Below are 17482 nucleotides of genomic sequence, written 5' to 3'. Positions count from 1 at the left end.
GTCGCGGTCCTCCTCCGCGGTCTCGCCCCCCTAGGAAGCACATTGCTCGAGATAGACAATCTCTCCCATGTGTACGGCGCCGGCACCCCCAACGAGCACCGCGCCATCGAAGGTCTCAACCTGAGCGTCGCCGAGGGCGAGCTGCTGTGCATCGTGGGGCCGTCGGGCTGCGGGAAGTCCACGCTGCTGCGCTCGATCGCCGGGCTCATCAGCCCGACCGGCGGCCAGGTCAAGGTCGAGGGCAAGCTCGTGCGCCAGACCCCCGACAACCTCGCCGTGGTGTTCCAGGACTACAGCCGCTCGCTGTTCCCCTGGATGTCGGTCGCCGACAACGTCGCGCTGCCGCTGCGCCGCAGGGGCATGGACAAGAAGGCCCGCCGCGAGGCCGCCATGGAGGCGCTGGAGTCGGTCGGCCTGTCCGCGGCCGAGCGCAAATACCCGTTCCAGCTCTCCGGCGGCATGCAGCAGCGGGTCGCGATCGCGCGGGCGCTCGCCTACCGGCCGACGCTGATGCTGATGGACGAGCCGTTCGGCTCGGTGGACGCGCAGACCAGGGAAGACCTCGAGGACCTGGTGCTCAAGGTGCGCGGCCACCACCAGATGACGATCGTGCTCATCACGCACGACATCGACGAGAGCGTCTACGTCGGCGACCGCGTGGTGGTGCTGTCCAAGGCGCCGGCGCACGTCGTGGGCGACCTCAAGGTCGACCTGCCCGGGCCGCGCGACCAGATCACCACCCGCGAGCACCCCGACTTCGTGCACCTGCGTGCCGAGGTGGGCCGCCTGGTCCGGGGCCACGCCGCGGTCGTCTGATCCGTCGCCTCCCGCGACGGAAAACCAGTTGCGCGGGCCGGGAAGATGGCGGGATGGACCGACAGCTCATCAGCGCCATCGCCCACACCGACCATCCGATCGCCGCGCCCGTCTCCGACGCCTCGCTCGACCGGCTGCTGCGGCGCGCGGCGCTGCCCGAGGGCGCGCGGGTCCTCGACCTCGGCTGCGGGCCCGGCGTGTGGGTGCTGCGCGCTCTTGAGCTGGTGCCGTCGGCCGTCGCCGACGGCGTGGACCTCTCCCCGCACGCCGTGTCGGCCGCCGAGCGCGAAGCCGAGGCCCGCGGCCTGGCCGGCCGGTTCACGGCGCGGCTCGCCGACATCAGCGCCTTTCCCGCCGGTGAGCCGTACGACCTGGTGCTCGCGGTCGGCTCCACGCACGCCTTCGGCGGGCTGAAGGGCACGATGGAGGCGCTCGCCGGGTTCGTCCGCCCCGGCGGGCTGGCGCTGGTGGGCGAGGGGTTCTGGGAGCGTCCGCCGACGCCGGAGCTGGTCGCGGAGATCGGCGCCTTCCCCGACCTCGCGGGCACGGTCGCGGCGGCCGAGTCCAGTGGCTGGCTCACCGTCCACGCCCACGTCAGCGACCGGGCCGAATGGGACGACTACGAGTTCTCCTGGACCGGCAGCCTCGCCCGCTGGGCCGCCGAGCACCCCGGCCCCGACGGCGACGAGGCGCTGCGGGCCGCGCGGGAGCACCGCGACATGTGGCTCAACGGCTACCGCGACCTGCTCGGCTTCGTCACCCTCCTGCTGCGCCGCTCCTGACCGGCGCGCGTTCCTCTTCGCGCAGCCGCTCGCAGGCCGTGCGGATGACGGCGACGGCCTCGTCGATCCGGTCGCGGTGGGTGCGGTGGCTCAGGACGCACACCCGGATCATGTATCTGCCGCCGATCGTGGTGCTGGACAGCAGCGCCCGCCCGGCGGCGTTGATCCGGCGCAGCAGGCGGGCGTTGAAGGCGTCGGCGTCGCCGTGCTCGGGGACCCAGCGGAAGGCCACCGTGGTGAGCCGCGGCTCCCACGGCACCTCGAACCCCGACTCCACGAGGGCGTCGTGCACCACGCGGGCCAGGTCCAGCTTCTCGTCGAGCGCCTCGCGGAAGGCGGCGAGGCCGTGCAGCTTGACCGGCAGCCACAGCCGCAGGCCGCGGAAGTCGCGGCTGAGCTCGGGCGAGTACTCGGTGAAGTTCGGGATCTCCTCCTCCGCGGCGAGGTCCTGGAGGTAGTCGGCGCGCAGGTGGTGCGCCGCGCGCAGCCGCGCACCGTCGCGGACCAGCAGCGCCCCGGTCCCGTACGGCAGGAACATCGCCTTGTGCGGGTCGAGCGTGATCGAGTCGGCCCGCTCGATGCCGCTCATGAGGGCACGGCCGCGCGCCGTGAGCTGGAACGGCCCGCCGTAGGCGGCGTCCACGTGGAACCAGAGCCCTTCGGCCCGCGCGATGCCGGCCAGCTCCGTCAGGGGGTCCATGGCGCCGGTGTTCGTCGTCCCCGCGCTGCCGATCACGAGGAACGGGCGCAGGCCCGCCGCCCGGTCGGCCGCGATCAGGCCGGTCAGCGCGGCCGGGTCCATGGCGAGCGACGGCAGCGTGGGCACGGTGCGGAGGTTCGCCCGGGGCAAGCCGGCCAGCAGGGCGGCCTTGGCGGAGGAGGCGTGCGTCTGGTCGGTGACGTAGAGGACGCCGTCGAGGAAGCGTTCGCCGAGCAGCGCCGTGCGCGCGGTGACGATCGCCGAGAAGTTGGCCATCGAGCCGCCGGAGGTCAGGATGCCGCGTGCCCCGTCCGGGTGGCCGAACAGGTCGCACAGCCAGCGGACGACGGTCGCCTCGATCTGGGCGCAGGCGGGCGCGAGGTCCCAGACCGCCACGTACTTGTTGAGCGCGGCGGCCAGGAAGTCGGCCAGGGCGGCGGCGTACAGCCCGCCGCCCGGCACGTACGCCAGGTAGCCCGGCCCCGCGCTCGTCCCGCCCTGCCGGGCCGCCGCGGCCACCGTCCGCAGCAGGGCGGGCAGGGGGCTGCCGTGCTCGGGGGCCGGCTCCCGCAGGCCGGCGAGCAGGCCGGCGTCGCTCGGGGCGAGGGCGGGCAGGTCCGGCAGGTCGCGCAGGAAGTCCTCGACGAGGGCCAGCGCGGCCTCGCCCATCTCACGGGTCTGCTCGGGGCCGGGTTCGAGTGGGTACGGGGTCACGTGCATGCCCGCATCCTGTCACCCGGACGGGCGCCGCCCGGGGATCCACACCCGGGAGGCGCCCGCGAAGCCGGGTTATACCGGCTCGTGCATGTGGCGGGTCAGGGCGTGCTCCACGAGGGTGATCAGGGTCGCCTTGACCGACTCGCGCTGCCGGGCGTCCAGCCGCACGATGGGGGTGTGTCCGCCGATGGACAGCGCCTCGCGGATCTCCTCCTCCTGGTGGGCGAAGTGCCCGTCCCAGCCGTTGATCCCGATGACGAACGGCAGCTTCGCCTCTTCGAAGTAGTCGATCGCGGGGAAGCTGTCGGCCAGGCGGCGGGTGTCGACCAGCACGATCGCGCCGATCGCGCCGCGCACCAGGTCGTCCCACATGAACCAGAACCGGTGCTGGCCCGGCGTGCCGAACAGATAGAGGATCAGGTCACGGTCCAGCGAGACGCGGCCGAAGTCCATCGCCACGGTCGTGGTCGTCTTGTTCGGCGTCAGCGAGACGTCGTCCACGTGGGCGGACGCGTCCGTCATGACGGCTTCCGTGGTGAGGGGGAGGATCTCCGAGACCGCACCCACGAACGTCGTCTTGCCAACGCCGAAGCCCCCCGCCACGACGATCTTCGTCGAGGTAAGGCCGGGGCTAGAGCCTTCGAAGTCCACTGAGCACCCTTTCGAGCAAGTTGAGGTCCGGCTTTCCCGCCTCCAGCGCAGGCTGGTGCACGCGGATCAGGCCCTCCGACGCCATGTCGGCGATCAGCACCCGGACCACTCCAAGGGGCTGGCGTAAAAGGGCGGAGATCTCAGCAACCGACCGCACGTTACGAGTCAGTTGGATGATCGCCTGATACTCCGGACTTAGTAGGGAAATGTCTTGGTATTCCGACGTCACGGAGGACACCAACGCCTCCATGGCGAACTTCATCCGTGGCGCAGTGCGCCCGCCGGTCACGGCGTATGGCCGTACCAACGAGCTCTTGCGCGACTGTGGCGCCGCCGGATGCGGCGGAGTGCTATCACCAGCCCAACCCTGACCTGTCACCATGATCTCCTGTCGACGCCCCCAGGCTAGCGGGGACGGGCCGCCTGCAGTTCAGCGCGTACGGCCGGCGTCAGCACCTGCCCGGCCCGCTCGACCAGCAGGGTCATCTGGTAAGCCACCAGACCCATGTCACAGTCGGGGGCGGCCAGAACCGCCAAGCAGGACCCATCACTGATGGACATGATCATCAAGAGCCCGCGCTGCATCTCGATGACGGTCTGGGTCACCATACCGCCCTCGAAGACCCGGGCGGCGCCCTGAGTCAGGCTGATCACACCGGAGGCGACGGCCGCGAGCTGGTCGGCCCGGTCCTTCGGGAAACCCTCCGAGTACGCGAGCGGCAGACCGTCCGACGAGACCACGACCGTGTGCGCCACTCCGGGCACGTTGTTCACGAAGTCAGTGATCAGCCAGCTGATGCCGCGCGCTCCCTGGCTCATCTCTCTCATTTGTCCTCCTCATTCTCTTCTCCGCGCGTGAACGCTCGGCCCTGGCGGACACCCTGCTGGAAGCTGGAGAGCCGGCTGCGCAACCGCTCGGGCGAGATCTGTGGCGGCGGAGACGTGGGCTGGGGCTCGGCGAGGCTGGCCGTGCCGGGCACCAGGTTCGCCTTGGGCACGCGGCGCGGCAGACCGGAGCTCGTGGTGCCGGCCTGCTGCGGCTGCGCGGCGGCCTGCGCGGCCTGGAAACCGGCGTCAGCGGGCGAGGACCAGCTCGCGCCGGCCCCCGACGCGCCGGGCCGGCGCTGCGGCAGCCCCGACGACCTGGACGCGCTCGCGGCCGGCGGCATGGCGGCCGGCTGGACCGGTGGCGGCGGCGCGGTGGCGTCGGCGGGGATGGCCGGGTGCACGGCGGTCACCTCGGGCTCGTCCTCCACCGGTTCGATGCGCTGCCTGACCTGCTCGGGCTCCGGCCGCCGGAACCAGTCGGAGCCGACCGAGGAGAAGATCGGCAGGAACTCCTCGCTCTGCTCCTCCAGCGGCGAGTTGCGCACGACCGGCAGCGGGCCGGTCATGTCCTGGGAGGTGTAGTTGCCGGCGCTGAAGGCCCCGAGCCCGGAGTGCCCGTTCTGCTCGTAGCGGTCGGCGGGCTTGGGGTCCTCTTCGAAGGGCGAGGCGTAGTCGGGGCCGAAGGCCGGCCGCGGCCGGTCGACCGACTCGAACAGACCCCTGCGCGGCAGCGGGTCGGCGAAGGAGGACCAGCGGGACGCCTCGTCCGGCTGCTCCTTGGGCGGCTCGGTCGCGAAGGACGGCCAGCGCGGCTCGTCGTCCTGCGCGGGCGGCGGCTGCTCGGCGAAGGACGGCCAGCGGTTCTCGGCGAACGGCTGCTGCGGCTGCTGCTGCGCGGGAGCGGGCGGCTCCTCGGCGAACGACGGCCAGCGGGAGGTCTCCTCGGAGTGCCAGCGCTCCTCCTGCCGCGCGGGAGCCGGAGGCTCCTCGGCGAACGACGGCCAGCGCTGCTCGTCCACTCCCGGGCCGCCCGGCGTCGCCGCGGGCGGCTGGTCGAAGCCGGCGCGGTCGAACGGGCCCGGCCGGTCGCCGCCGAAGGCGGCCGGCTGCTGCTCGCCGAAGCGGGGCTGGCCGAAGGGCGACTGGCCGAAAGAGGGCTGGTCGAAGGAGGGCTGGTCGGTGGAGGGCGGGTCGAACGACGGCTGCTCGCCGAAGGACGGCCAGCTCGTGCCGGTGCTGCCCGGCGCGGGCAGCGAGCCCGGCCACTCGGTGTCGAGCACCTGGTTGACGGAGGGCTGCCCGCCGTTGGCCGAGGGCTGGTTGAACATGCTCGGGTCGAACGAGGTGAACGCCTCGTACTGGCCGCCCTGCTGGGGCACGCCGACGCCGCCGCTGATGAGCATGTCGGGCATCATCACCAGCGCGCTCAGGCCGCCGTTCTCGCGCTGGCTGAGCTGGACCCGGATGCCGTGGCGCAGGGCCAGGCGGCCGACCACGAACAGGCCCATGCGCCGCGAGACCGACACGTCCACGACCGGCGGGTTGGCCAGGCGCCAGTTGGCCTCGCCCAGCTCGTCCTGGCTCATGCCGATGCCCTGGTCGTTGATGGTGACCAGGACGCCGCCCTCGGCGGGGGTGCTGGTCACGGTGACCTTGCTCTCGCGCGGGGAGAACGAGATGGCGTTCTCGATCAGCTCGGCGAGCAGGTGGACGGCGTCGGTGACGGCCGGGCCGACGATCAGCGTGCTGGACGCGATCGAGATCTGGACCCGCTCGTAGTTCTCGACCTCCGACAGCGAGGCGCGGGCGATGTCGACCAGCGGCACCGGCTCGCTCCACTTGCGCGCGGCCTCCTGGCCGGCGAGGACCAGGAGGTTCTCGCTGTTGCGGCGCATGCGGGTGGCCAGGTGGTCGAGGCGGAACAGGTTGGCCAGTCGCTGCTCGTCCTCCTCGCCCTGCTCCAGACCTTCGATGAGCTGGAGCTGCCGTTCGACCAGCGTCTGGCTGCGGCGGGAGAGGTTGACGAACATGGAGTTGACGTTGGCGCGCAGCTTGGCCTCGTCGCCGGCCAGCCGGATCGCCTCGCGGTGGACCTCGTCGAAAGCCCGCGCCACTTCCCCGATCTCGTCGCGGGTGTTGATGCCGATGGACGGGACCTCCGGCACCTGCGCGCTCTCGCCGGACTCGCGCAGCACGCGGACGGTCTCGGGCAGCCGGGTGGTGGCCACCTGCAGCGCCTCGGCCCGGAGCCGGCGCAGCGGGCGGACCAGCGAACCGGCCACGCGGGTGGTGATGACCAGGACCAGGAGCAGCAGCACGAGGATCATCGCGCCGGAGATGATGGCGTTGCGCTGCTCGCTGTCGCTCAGCTCACGGGTGCGGGTCACGATCTTCGTGGCCAGGTTGTCCTCGACCTTGCGCATGGCGTTGGAGGTCGCCGTGGTGCTGTCGTACCAGAGGCTGAGGTCGCGGGAGGTGGTGACGTCGAGGTCGCCGAGCTTGTTGTACTCGCGCATCTGGGCGAGCGCCCGCTGGCGCATGGCGTCGGCGCGGTCGATCTGCTGGCCCCTGATGCCCTGCTGGTAGGCCTTGAGCTCCTCGGCAGACGCCTCGGCCTCGAACGAGGCCAGGGCGGCCTGCTGCTTGTCCCAGGAGCCCAGGAACTCGGTGAGGGCCTCGCCGTCCAGCTTCCGCTCGGCCAGCGCGACGATGAGCATGATCTGCTGGCGCGAGACCTCCTCCTTCATCGACTGCAGCGAGCCGAGCGACGCGATGTCCCTCTGGAGGCGGTCGTCGTTGACGCCGTCGGCCAGACCTGCCTGGATCGACGAGAAGATGCCGATCATCGTGGTGTAGGTCCGGATGGACGCCTGCGGCGGAACGTTCCCGACCATCGACGTCCGGAGGCTGTCGAGACCTTCGAGCCAGCGGGACATCTCGGCCACGCCCTCGCGGACGCGGCTGGTGTGGGAGTCGTCGATGGCCTTGGCGGCGGTCTCCACCTGCGCCTTGACCTTGTCCGTGGCCTGGCGCTGGTTCTTCAGCTGCAGCGTGCGGCCGGCCCGGTTGCCCGTGGCGACGGCCCACGCGGTGAGCGTGCGCTCTTTGGCGAGCTCGTGGTTGAGCGCGCCGACCTTCTGGACCAGCTCCGCGACCTGGGTCAGGCGCCGGTACTCGGCGCTGGTCCCGATGGCGTCGGCCAGCTGGATGCCGGCGAGGAGCACGCCCACGACCGTGGGGATGAGGATCAGAGCGACCAGCCTGGAGCGCACACGCCAGTTAGCCAGCCGGAACCTGCCGCCTGTGTACTCCCCCGACTTCGTATGCCTGGGGTTTTCCGTCCTCACTGACTCTCGCAACCTCTCGCCGGTACGTGCTCGAAAGAAATCAGACACGCGTGTGGCGCATGGGATTCCGTCCGGCTGGGTAATTGGAACACAGTCCGTACCAGATCGGCCAACCCGACATATCCCATCAAACACGCCCAAAGCTCTGCTTTAGGGTGCATTTCGCCGTACACGTTTTCAAGCGGGCCGGAACGAATCCCGCTCGGCGGGTGCCGCGTGCTTCACCATCAGATGACGCGTCACCGAATACTCCAGGACCGCCTCCTGGCTCATGTCCTTGCCGAACCCGCTGCCCTTCACCCCGCCGTGCGGCGCCTCACTGGCGATGGGAAGGTGGTCGTTCACCCAGGTCACACCCACGTCGAGACGGTGTGCCACGCGCATCGCGCGCGAGACGTCGCGCGACCACACCGACGAGGCGAGCCCGTAGCGGGTGTCGTTGGCCAGCCGGACCGCCTCGTCCTCGCCGTCGAACGGCAGCGCCACCAGGACCGGCCCGAAAAGCTCGCCCTGGACCATCTCGCTGTCCTGTGCGACATCGGTCACAAGGGTGGGCGGGTAGTAGAAGCCGGGCCCCTCGGGCAGGGCGCCGCCGTGCCGCACCCGGCCGCCGGACCGCTCCACGAACCCGTGCACGCGCTCCCGGTGCGCCGCCGAGATCAGCGGGCCGATGTCCGTGGCCGGGTCCCAGGGGTCGCCGTAGGTGATTTCGGCAAGAGTTGCCCGAAGCGCCTCCACGGCGTCGTCGTAGATCTCGCGGGCGAGGTAGACCCGGGTGGCCGCGGTGCAGTCCTGCCCGGTGTTGTACGTCGCCCCCATCGCCACGCCGTGGGCCATCTCCGCCAGGTCGGCGTCCGCGAAGACCAGCGCAGGCGCCTTGCCGCCGAGCTCCAGGTGCACCCGCTTGAGCGTGGCCGCCGCGCCGGTCATCACCGCCCGGCCGGTCTCCGTGGAGCCGGTGACGCTGACCATGTCCACGCCGGGGTCGGTGACCAGCGCCTGGCCGACCTCGGCGCCGCCGGTCACCGCCTGGACGAGCCCTTCGGGGGCGCCCGCCTTGGCGAACAGCTCGGCCAGGCGCAGCGTCGTGCGCGGCGTCTGCGGCGCCGGCTTGATCACCACGGCGTTGCCCGCGGCCACCGCGGGCCCGACCTTCCACACGGCCATGATGAACGGGAAGTTCCATGGCGAGATCGACCCCACCACCCCGACGGGGCGGCGCAGCATGACCGAGGTGTAGCCGGAGCTGAACACCCCGGCCCCCGAGCCGTCCAACGAGCGGGCGGCCCCGGCGAAGAAGCGCAGGTTGTCCACCGCGAACGGCAGCTCGCCGTCGCGGAAGACCGCCGCCGGCTTGCCGGTCTCCTCCACTTCGAGCCTCGTCAGCTCCTCGGCGTCGGCCTCGACGAGGTCGGCCAGCCGCAGCAGCAGCCGGGCGCGCTCGGCCGGGGTGGTCTCGGACCACTCGGCGTAGGCGGCACGGGCGGCCGTCACGGCCGACGCCACGCCCTCCACCGGCGTGTCGGCGACTTCGGCGCACGGGAGCCCGGTGGCGGGGTTGATCAGTTCACGCATGGAAGATCTTGTCCTTACTGGCCGAGCTGCTCGATCAGGTCCGCGGCCTTGCGCAGGCCGTCGCGACGCCGGATCTCCTCGCCCACGGCGGCGAGCCGCTCGCGCAGCTCGGTGTCGCCGAGCAGCCGGGCGATCGCCCCCGTGAGTTCGTCGTCCTCGAAGGTGTAGGTCGAGAGCCTGACACCGTAGCCCAGCTCGGAGACCCGCTGGGCGTTGTCGTACTGGTCCCAGAACAGCGGCAGCACGATCATCGGCTTGCCGAAGTGCAGGGCCTCGGTGGTCGTGTTGTTGCCGCCGTGCGTGATGACCAGATCGCACTGAGGGACGATCTTAGTCTGCGGCAGGAACTCCGCGCCCCACATGTTGTCGGCGAGCTTGATCTCCTCGTGCAGCGGGCCCTTGGAGACGATGTACTGGTGCGGGGTGGTCGCCAGCACGTCGATCACCCGCTGCATCAGGCCGACGTCGGCCGAGCCGAGCGAGCCGAGCGAGAAGTAGATCAGCGCGGTGTCCGGCCGGCGCTCGAAGGGCAGCGTGAAGTCCTCGTCGGTCTCGCGGACCGAGGAGTCGAGGCGGTGCCACGACGGGCCCAGCGGGCGGCGGTCCACGTAGTCGAGGATCTCCGGGTACACGTAGAGGTTGAGGTCGCCCTCGTGGATGAAGTCGAGGTCGGGCAGCGGCTCGGTGCCCTGCTCGACGCACCACTCGTTGTAGGCGCTCCACAGCTCGCGGTGGGTGCGGTCGTACTCGGCGCGGAAGTCGTCCCACTCGCTGCGGTCGTCGGCGGGCAGGCCCGAGAAGACCGGCGGGACGTCGGGGCCGCGCACCTCAAGGGGCTGGCAGGAGACGATCCTGACGAACTTCTTGCCGGCCGTCAGGAGCGCCGGGAAGGTGATCACGTTGTCCTCGATGATCACGTCCGGGTTCACGCGCTCTATGATGGCCTTCAGCTGCGGCTCGCAGTACTTCGCGCCGTCGATGAGCTCGCCCCAGATCGGCCTGGTGACCGTGTCGAGCTGCTCCTTGGTGCTCTTGCGGTACTCCGGGGCCGTGTCGCGGATGAAGTCCTTCCAGAACTGGCCGGCGTCCTGCTCCTCGGGGTTCTCGGGCGGCGGTGCCAGGTCGACCAGGTCCTCCTCGAAGCCCAGGGCCTCCAGCTTGCCCTTCCAGGACGACTCGGCGGCGAAGACGACGCGGTGGCCGCGGCGGCGCAGGATGTCGCCGATCCCGATGGAGTTGTTGGTCGGGCCGTACGCGCTTTCCGGCATGAACAGGAACGTGAGTGACATCGGAACTCCGAGGAGAGGGATTCGAAGAGTTGAAGGCTAATTCAAAAACGTGGCTGGCGTGATGGTCAAGTAACGGGCACTATGGTCACGGCTAACTGAATGGAAGCCCAACGAGTGAAGGTGGTGAGGGTGGCTCAGCGTAAAAGCCGGAGTGACCGGCGCATCGACTTGATCGAGGCGGCGCGCAAAGCCATCATCCGCCACGGCGTCGACGGCGTGCAGCTCTCGCACGTCGCCGAGGAGGCGGGGCTCACCTCCGGCGCCGTGCTCTACCACTACCCCGACCTCGGCGAGCTGCTGGTCGAGGCGCAGCACGCCGGCATGGAGCGCTTCTACGAGCAGCGCCTGCGCCGCCTCGCCGACTTCACCGACCCGGCCGAGAAGCTGGTCGTCACGATCCGCTCCGGGCTGCCGACCGGGCCGCTCGACCCCGACGTGCGCCTGCTCAACGAGCTGGGCGGCGCCGCCGGCCGCAACCGCGTCTACGGCGTCCTGCTCACCTCGCTCTACGACCGCCAGGTGTCGATGTACCAGGCGATCCTCGACACCGGGGCGGCCCTGGGCGTCTTCACGCTGGCCGCCGACTCGCTGTCGATCGCGCGCAACCTCGTGGCGCTGGAGGACGCCTACGGCTACCGCATCACCGCCCGGCACCCCGTGATCGGGCCCGCCGAGGCCGCCGAGCTGATCCTGTCGTACGCGCGGGCGGCGACCGGCAACGATCTGTCTCACTGAGGATCCGCCATGATGACGGCGTCCTCGGCGTTCCAGCGCACCTTCACCTTGGCCCCGGGGCGGACCGTCCCGGCCCCCTGAACGGCCGCCAGGACGGGCTTGGGGTGGCCGGGGACCTCCACGGAGACGTGCGAGACGCCGCCGTAGAAGCTGACGTCCACCACGCTGCCCGCCATGCCCCTGACGGAGCTCTCGTCGGCCAGCTCGACCCGCTCGGGCCGCACCGCGAGCAGCGCGGGCTTGTCCGCCTCCAGCTCCTCCAGCGGCGTGCCGGCCAGCATGCCGAACTCCTCGCTGCGCAGCGCGTCGAGCCCGGTGGAAAGGCCGCGGAACAAGTTGTTGGCGCCCACGAAGTCCGCCACGAACGGCGTCCTCGGCCGCTCGTAGAGCGCCACGGGCGCGTCCACCTGGCGCACCCGGCCCGTGTCGAACACCGCGATGCGGTCGGCCAGCGACATCGCCTCCTCCTGGTCGTGCGTGACGACCACGAAGGTGATGCCGACCTCGTGCTGCAGGCGCTTCAGTTCGAGCTGCATGTCGGCGCGGACCTTCTTGTCCAGGGCCGACAGCGGCTCGTCGAGCAGCAGCAGGCGGGGCCGCTTGACGATGGAACGCGCCAGCGCCACCCGCTGCCGCTGGCCGCCGGACAGCTGCGCGGGCTTGCGGCCGGCGTGCGCCGACAGCCCGACCGTCTCCAGCACCTCGCCGACCCGCTGCTTGATCTCCTGCCGCGGCAGGCGCTCGCGCTCCAGCCCGTAGGCCACGTTCTTGGCCACGGTCATGTGCGGGAACAGCGCGTACGACTGGAACATGAGGCTGATCGGCCGCCGGTTGGGCGCCTTGGACAGCAGGTCCTCGCCGTCGAGCGTGACCCGCCCGCTGTCCGGCGTCTCGAACCCGGCGATGATCCGCAGCAGCGTGGTCTTGCCGCAGCCCGAAGGGCCGAGCAGGGCGAAGAACTCGCCCTGCTCGATCTGGAGCGAGACGTCGTCCAGCGCGGTGACGCTCCCGAAGCTGCGGGTGACGCCGTCAATCTTGAGCACGTGACTCCCCGATCCTGGTCATCCGCTGACCGGCGATCACCGCGGTGAAACTCACCAGGAGCAGGATCGCGGCCAGCGCGTTGATCTTCGGGGTCACCCCGAAACGAACCATTGAGTAGATGACGATCGGCAGCGTCGGCTCGGCGTTCCCGATCGTGAAGAAGGCGATCACGAACTCGTCCAGCGACAACGTGAACGCCAGCAGCGCGCCGGCGATGATCCCGGGCGTGAGCTGCGGCAGCGTGACCTTCATGAAGGTGACAACCGGCCCGGCCCCGAGGTCGCGCGAGGCCTCCTCCAGCGAGGTGTCGGCGCCCGTGAGCCGGGTGCGCACCACCGCCGCGACGAACGCCATCGAGAACAGCGCGTGCGCGAGCGTCACCGAGTACAGCCCGAGCGTGAGCTGGATGGCGCTGTAGAACACCAGCAGCCCGATGGCGAGCACCAGGTCGGGCAGCACGGCCGGCATCAGCGCGAGCGCATCGAGCGTCTTCGACCTGGTGAAACGGGCCAGGCCGACCGCGAGCAGGGTGCCGAGCACGGTGGCGATGACGGTGGAGCCCGCGGCCACGACGAGCGTGTTGACCAGGCCGGTCCTGATGCGCTCGTCGCCGGCCAGCTCGCCGTACCACTTGAGGCTGAAGCCCTCGTAGGTGTATGCCGAGTCGCCGGAGTTGAACGACATCACGACGAGCACGACGATCGGCAGGTAGAGGAAGACGTACGTGGCCCAGAACGGGACGTACAGCAGCTTGGACCTACGCACGGCGGGCCGCCCATGCCTGCACGATCAGCAGCACGACCAGCACCGCGATGAGCGCGAGCGCCAGCGTCGAGCCGAACGGCCAGTCGCGCGCCTTGAGGAACTGGTCACGGATGAGGTTGCCCACCATGATCGTCTTGCTGCCGCCGAGCATCTCGGGGATGACGAAGTTGCCGAAGCTCGGCACGAACACGAACAGGCAGCCGGTCATGACGCCCGGCACGCTGAGCGGCAGCGTCACCTTGCGGAACGTGGTGAACGCCGAGGCGCCCAGGTTGGCCGACGCCTCGCGCAGCTGCGGGTCCAGCCGTTCGATGGCGGAGTACAGCGGCAGCACCATGAGCGGCAGGTACGAGTACAACAACCCGGTGACGATGGTCCCCTCGTGGTAGAGCAGCTCGTACGGCCCCAGCCCGAGCTTGCCGAGCGCGCTGTTCACCAGCCCTGGACCGCTCAGCAGCATGATCCAGGCGTAGACCCGGATGATGAAGTTCGTCCAGAACGGCAGCACGACCGCGACCAGCGCGAGCGTCTTCCATTTGGAGGGGAGCTGCGCGATCAGGTAGGCCGTCGGATAGCCGATCAGCAGCGCGATCAGCGTCGTCAGGGCCGCGATGCGCAGGGAGTTGCCGACCACGCCCAGGTAGAGCGGATCGATCAGGCGGGTGAAGTTCTCGGTGGTGAACTCGTACACCACGCCGCCGAAGCGCCCGCGCTGGAAGACCGTGTAGCTCAGCACCAGGCCCAGCGGCACCAGCAGCAGCACCACCAGGTAGGTCAGCCCGGGTGACAGGAAAACGAATGCGCCCAGCCGGCGGCCCCGCACGCGGGGCGCCGGCCGGGCCTTTGCCTCAGACTTCACTGCACTGACTACGACTGCGCCGTGACTTCGCTGGAAAGCCGGGTGTACTTGGTGGACGCCTGGCCGAGGTCGATGATCGACTCACCGGCGAGCAGCTCGGCCGGCTTGACGCCGAGCAGCGAGCCCTCGGGGGCCTTGACGCGCTCCATGGCGGCCTTGTTCGGCACCTTGTAGTTGATGTTCTCGGCGGCCCAGCTGTGGATCTCGGGGTCGAGGATGTAGTTGATCAGGGCGTGCGCGGCCTCCTTGTTCTTGGAGGACTTCATGATCACCATGGTGTCCACCCAGAGGTCGCTGCCCTCCTTCGGCACCGCGAACTTGATGTTCTTCTCGGTGGTCGGGCACCAGCCGTCCCACGCCTCGACCATCACGGCCTCGCCGGACTTCAGCTTCTCGCCGAACGTCGTGTCGTCGTAGGCGAGCAGGTGCGGCTTGGCCTCCAGCAGCAGCTCCTTGGCCTTGGCGATCTCCTCGTCCTTGTCGGTGTTGACCGAGAAGCCGAGGGACTTGAGCGCGGGCAGGGCCAGCCAGCGCTCGGTGGTCATCATGGTGACCTTCTTGTCGGCCCAGGCCGGGGGCTTCAGCAGATCGTTCCAACTGGTGGGCACGCTCTTCACCAGGTCGCTGCGGTAGCAGATGCCGGTGGTGCCCCAGGTGTAGGGCACGGAGTACTTGTTGCCCTTGTCGTAGGAGAGCTGGCTCGCCTCCGGGAAGAGGTTGGCCAGGTTGGGGACCAGCTCGGCGTGGATGGGCTCCAGCAGGCCCTGCTCGTTGAGCGCCTGGGCGTACTGGCCGGAGACGAAGGCCACGTCGATGCCACTGTCGCCGGAGGCGGTCAGCTTGGCCATCGCCTCCTCGTTGGTGGCGTGCAGGCCGACCTTGACCTCGGAGACCTTGAGCTTCTCCTTGGCCTTCTCGGGCAGCTCCTTCGGCGTGTAACCGTCCCATACAGTGACCTGGAGCGACTGCTTCGACAGGTCGGCATTGGGCTTGAGCTGTTCTGCAGCCGCCGCGGTCGCGCCGTCTGAGCTGTTCGACGACTCACCGCCGCACGCCGCGACGGCAAGCGCGAGGCCGGCCGCCGCGACGGCGGCCGGAAGACGACGGGTGAACCGGATACGGGACACGGCCGCTACTCCTTCTTGATGTGCGATGTACGAGGGGTCGCGCGACCTTACCGGACACAGCAGACCAGGCTGAGAGTGTTGCAGCACGAATCAACATGAGCAAGACTTTTCACCACATTGCTACCTGGAAGTTTGGTCCACCAGTTGAATTGGGATTCAATAGCGCAGCGGTTGGTCTCTCTCGGTGAGAAACCCCTTACCGCACGAGATCGCGGGCTCACCGCCGCGCTTCTCACGGTGTTGGAGGGAGAGGTGCCGGCGCCCTTCAGCGTGCGCCGGTTCCTGCCGCTGCCAACCCTCTCGTACGACTTGGCACGTCCGCACATCGGGGTCCCGAGTGAAAGGGACTTCGGCGCCCACGTGGACCAGACGAACTACTCGGTGGTGGTGGCCGAGAAAGTGGTCGTGAAGTGGCTGACCCCACCCGTCCCGCTGCCCCATCCCGCCCCGGACATCCTCTCCCACCTCGTTGAGGCCGGATTCAACGACACAGCTCCCCCTTACGCGGCTCTGACCGGCCCTGTCGACGGCCGGGAGTGCCTGCTCGCCCTCGCCACCGGCTACCTTCCGGAGGCCAGGGACGGCTGGGAGTGGTGCGTGGACGAGGCCGAGGCTGGTGAGACGGCGTTCGCCGCCGACCTCGGCCGCCTGGCCGCCGACCTGCACCTCGCCCTGTCCACCCTCCCCCGTACGGCAGCAGCGGCCGGGCCGCCCTCGCCCGCCGTGCGGGCCGCTGGGGCGCTGGCCGAGGCGCTGGAGCTCACCGGCGGCGAGGACGGGCGGTGGCTGGCCGACCGCGCCGACCGGCTCAGGCACGAGCTCGAACCCCTCGACGCCCCCATCGCCTCGCCCCTCATCCGCATCCACGGCGACCTGCACGTGGGCCAGATACTCCGGTGGCGCGACGGCTACGCGGTCATCGACTTCGACGGCAACCCCACGGTCACCGACGCCGACCCCTGGCAGCCGGCCGCCCGCGACGTCGCCCAGCTCACCACGAGCCTGGAGCACGTGGCCCAGGTCGCAATCAAGCGCCGCGGCACCCCGCCCGAGCGGGCCGCCGCCTGGGCCGAGGCCGCCCGCGCGGGCCTGCTGGCCGCCTACCGGGCCCGCCTGGCCGCGCGCGGCCGCCCCGATTTGCTGGACGAGGGCCTGATCCGCCCGTTCGAGATCGAGCAGGAGTGCCGCGAGCTGATCTACGCCGCCCGTCACCTGCCCCGCTGGCGCTACGCCCCCATGGGCGTCCTGCGCACCTGGTACACCGAGGAGAACCCGTCGTGAATCCCGAGCTCTACCTGTCCGACCTGGAGGCCAAGCCCGCCGCCCTGGAGGGCCTGGCCGCCGCGCTCGCCGCCGCCGACCCCTTCGCCGAGCTGCCCGCGAATCCGCGCCGGGTGCTGTTCCTCGGCATGGGCAGCTCCCGGTACGCGGCCGGGGTCGCGGCGCTGCGCCTGCGCGCCGCCGGCGTGGACGCCTACGCCGACTACGCCTCGGCGGCGGCGACGTACCCGGCCACCCCGGACACTCTGGTGATCCCGATCTCGGCCACCGGCGGCAGCAAGGAGACCATGGACGCCGTGGACCGCTACGCCGGCGGCCCGGCCTTCGTCGCGGCCCTCACCAACCGGCCGGACTCCGCGCTCGCCGGCCTGGCCCGCGCGACCATCCCCATGCACGCCGGCGAGGAGCGCGGCGGCGTCGCCTGCCGTACCTTCCAGCACACCCTGGCGCTGCTGCTGGCGCTGGAGAGCCGGCTCACCGGGCGGCCCCTGGACCTGGCCGGGCTGCTCGGCCGCACCGCCGAGGCCACCGCCGACCTGCTCGACCGCAGGGACGAGTGGCTGCCGCTGACCATGGAGCTGCTGGACGGCCCGCACGGCGTCTACACGATCGCCCCCGCCGAGCGGCTGTCGTCGGCCGAGCAGTCGGCGCTCATGCTGCGGGAGGGCCCGCGCCGCGCGGCCGACGCCTGCGAGAGCGGCGACTGGTCGCACGTGGACGTCTACCTCACCAAGACCCTCGACTACCGCGCCCTGCTCTTCCCCGGCTCCCGCTACGACGAGCAGGCCATGGACTGGGTGCGGCAGCGCGGCTCCACGGTGGTGAGCGTCGGCGCCGAGGTGAAGGACGCCGCGGCCGCCATCCGCTACGCGCACGACGACGACCCGGACGTGGCGCTGCTCACCGAGACGCTGGTGGCCGAGCTGGTCGCGGCCTACTGGTGGGCCGCCCAGTCCTAGCCGGCGG

General features: G+C 70.6%; 16 protein-coding genes. 5 read left to right on the top strand and 11 right to left on the bottom strand.

The features are described 5' to 3' along the window. Positions 1 to 42: 42 nt before the first annotated feature. Both ACBR40_RS23510 and ACBR40_RS23505 read left to right on the top strand, forming a co-directional pair. Positions 43 to 816 carry an ABC transporter ATP-binding protein gene (locus ACBR40_RS23510; RefSeq protein WP_344209172.1) on the top strand — a complete coding sequence of 258 codons (774 nt, stop codon included), beginning with the start codon at positions 43 to 45 and terminating at the stop codon, positions 814 to 816. Positions 817 to 869: 53 nt separating this feature from the next. Next, positions 870 to 1598, top strand: a complete 729-nt coding sequence (locus ACBR40_RS23505; protein ID WP_371250119.1) for a cyclopropane-fatty-acyl-phospholipid synthase family protein — start codon at positions 870 to 872, stop codon at positions 1596 to 1598. On the opposite strand, the gene ACBR40_RS23500 is transcribed toward ACBR40_RS23505, so the two are convergent. The 7 genes from ACBR40_RS23500 to ACBR40_RS23470 all read right to left on the bottom strand — a co-directional run bounded on the left by ACBR40_RS23500 (position 1573) and on the right by ACBR40_RS23470 (position 10705). Beyond that, a complete protein-coding gene (locus tag ACBR40_RS23500; protein ID WP_371250118.1) occupies positions 1573 to 3018 on the bottom strand; it encodes an aspartate aminotransferase family protein in 1446 nt (481 codons plus the stop codon). The two genes, ACBR40_RS23505 and ACBR40_RS23500, sit on opposite strands and share 26 nt — an antisense overlap. A 69-nt stretch (positions 3019 to 3087) precedes the next feature. After that, positions 3088 to 3666 (bottom strand): ATP/GTP-binding protein, encoded by a 579-nt coding sequence (locus tag ACBR40_RS23495; RefSeq protein ID WP_344209178.1) that lies wholly within the window; start codon positions 3664 to 3666, stop codon positions 3088 to 3090. Further along, entirely contained in the window at positions 3647 to 4048 is a 402-nt protein-coding gene (locus ACBR40_RS23490) for a DUF742 domain-containing protein (RefSeq protein WP_084685891.1), read from the bottom strand. Before ACBR40_RS23490 ends, ACBR40_RS23495 begins: the two co-directional genes overlap by 20 nt. A 23-nt stretch (positions 4049 to 4071) precedes the next feature. Next, on the bottom strand, positions 4072 to 4485 hold the full coding sequence (locus tag ACBR40_RS23485) for a roadblock/LC7 domain-containing protein (RefSeq protein ID WP_206067544.1): 414 nt from the start codon (positions 4483 to 4485) through the stop codon (positions 4072 to 4074). 5 nt (positions 4486 to 4490) lie between these two features. Continuing rightward, positions 4491 to 7766, bottom strand: coding sequence for a nitrate- and nitrite sensing domain-containing protein (locus tag ACBR40_RS23480; protein ID WP_344209182.1), 3276 nt, complete (start codon positions 7764 to 7766; stop codon positions 4491 to 4493). A 252-nt stretch (positions 7767 to 8018) separates the two neighbouring features. Beyond that, a complete protein-coding gene (locus tag ACBR40_RS23475) occupies positions 8019 to 9416 on the bottom strand; it encodes an aminobutyraldehyde dehydrogenase (protein WP_344209184.1) in 1398 nt (465 codons plus the stop codon). A gap of 14 nt (positions 9417 to 9430) precedes the next feature. Then, on the bottom strand, positions 9431 to 10705 hold the full coding sequence (locus ACBR40_RS23470) for a glycosyltransferase (protein ID WP_371250116.1): 1275 nt from the start codon (positions 10703 to 10705) through the stop codon (positions 9431 to 9433). A gap of 129 nt (positions 10706 to 10834) precedes the next feature. Here ACBR40_RS23470 and ACBR40_RS23465 point away from each other — a divergent pair, with 129 nt between their 5' ends. Continuing rightward, on the top strand, positions 10835 to 11440 hold the full coding sequence (locus tag ACBR40_RS23465) for a TetR family transcriptional regulator (RefSeq protein WP_329583851.1): 606 nt from the start codon (positions 10835 to 10837) through the stop codon (positions 11438 to 11440). Here ACBR40_RS23465 and ACBR40_RS23460 read toward each other — a convergent pair. The 4 genes from ACBR40_RS23460 to ACBR40_RS23445 are packed head-to-tail and all read right to left on the bottom strand — an operon-like array spanning position 11434 to position 15235. After that, positions 11434 to 12483, bottom strand: a complete 1050-nt coding sequence (locus ACBR40_RS23460; RefSeq protein WP_371250115.1) for an ABC transporter ATP-binding protein — start codon at positions 12481 to 12483, stop codon at positions 11434 to 11436. The two genes, ACBR40_RS23465 and ACBR40_RS23460, sit on opposite strands and share 7 nt — an antisense overlap. Continuing rightward, a complete protein-coding gene (locus ACBR40_RS23455) occupies positions 12470 to 13249 on the bottom strand; it encodes an ABC transporter permease (RefSeq protein WP_344209191.1) in 780 nt (259 codons plus the stop codon). The genes ACBR40_RS23460 and ACBR40_RS23455 overlap by 14 nt, the downstream gene beginning before the upstream one ends. Further along, positions 13242 to 14108 (bottom strand): ABC transporter permease, encoded by an 867-nt coding sequence (locus ACBR40_RS23450; protein ID WP_344209193.1) that lies wholly within the window; start codon positions 14106 to 14108, stop codon positions 13242 to 13244. Before ACBR40_RS23450 ends, ACBR40_RS23455 begins: the two co-directional genes overlap by 8 nt. 8 nt (positions 14109 to 14116) lie before the next feature. Then, on the bottom strand, positions 14117 to 15235 hold the full coding sequence (locus tag ACBR40_RS23445) for a spermidine/putrescine ABC transporter substrate-binding protein (protein ID WP_344209195.1): 1119 nt from the start codon (positions 15233 to 15235) through the stop codon (positions 14117 to 14119). Positions 15236 to 15595: 360 nt separating this feature from the next. On the opposite strand from ACBR40_RS23445, the gene ACBR40_RS23440 reads away from it, so the two are divergent. After that, positions 15596 to 16516, top strand: a complete 921-nt coding sequence (locus tag ACBR40_RS23440; RefSeq protein WP_371250114.1) for a hypothetical protein — start codon at positions 15596 to 15598, stop codon at positions 16514 to 16516. Beyond that, a complete protein-coding gene (locus ACBR40_RS23435; RefSeq protein ID WP_371250113.1) occupies positions 16513 to 17475 on the top strand; it encodes an SIS domain-containing protein in 963 nt (320 codons plus the stop codon). The genes ACBR40_RS23440 and ACBR40_RS23435 overlap by 4 nt, the downstream gene beginning before the upstream one ends. Positions 17476 to 17482 lie beyond the last annotated feature (7 nt).

Source organism: Nonomuraea sp. AD125B (assembly GCF_041402765.1).
Classification (GTDB): domain Bacteria; phylum Actinomycetota; class Actinomycetes; order Streptosporangiales; family Streptosporangiaceae; genus Nonomuraea; species Nonomuraea bangladeshensis.
This window is presented reverse-complemented; position numbering and strand designations above follow the sequence as displayed.

Excerpts from the sequence above, each read along its gene's own strand:
- ACBR40_RS23505 (WP_371250119.1), top strand. The coding sequence starts at position 870 with ATGGACCGACAGCTCATCAGCGCCATCGCCCACACCGACCATCCGATC.
- ACBR40_RS23500 (WP_371250118.1), bottom strand. The coding sequence starts at position 3,018 with ATGCACGTGACCCCGTACCCACTCGAACCCGGCCCCGAGCAGACCCGT.
- ACBR40_RS23490 (WP_084685891.1), bottom strand. The coding sequence starts at position 4,048 with ATGGTGACAGGTCAGGGTTGGGCTGGTGATAGCACTCCGCCGCATCCG.
- ACBR40_RS23485 (WP_206067544.1), bottom strand. The coding sequence starts at position 4,485 with ATGAGCCAGGGAGCGCGCGGCATCAGCTGGCTGATCACTGACTTCGTG.
- ACBR40_RS23475 (WP_344209184.1), bottom strand. The coding sequence starts at position 9,416 with ATGCGTGAACTGATCAACCCCGCCACCGGGCTCCCGTGCGCCGAAGTC.
- ACBR40_RS23470 (WP_371250116.1), bottom strand. The coding sequence starts at position 10,705 with ATGTCACTCACGTTCCTGTTCATGCCGGAAAGCGCGTACGGCCCGACC.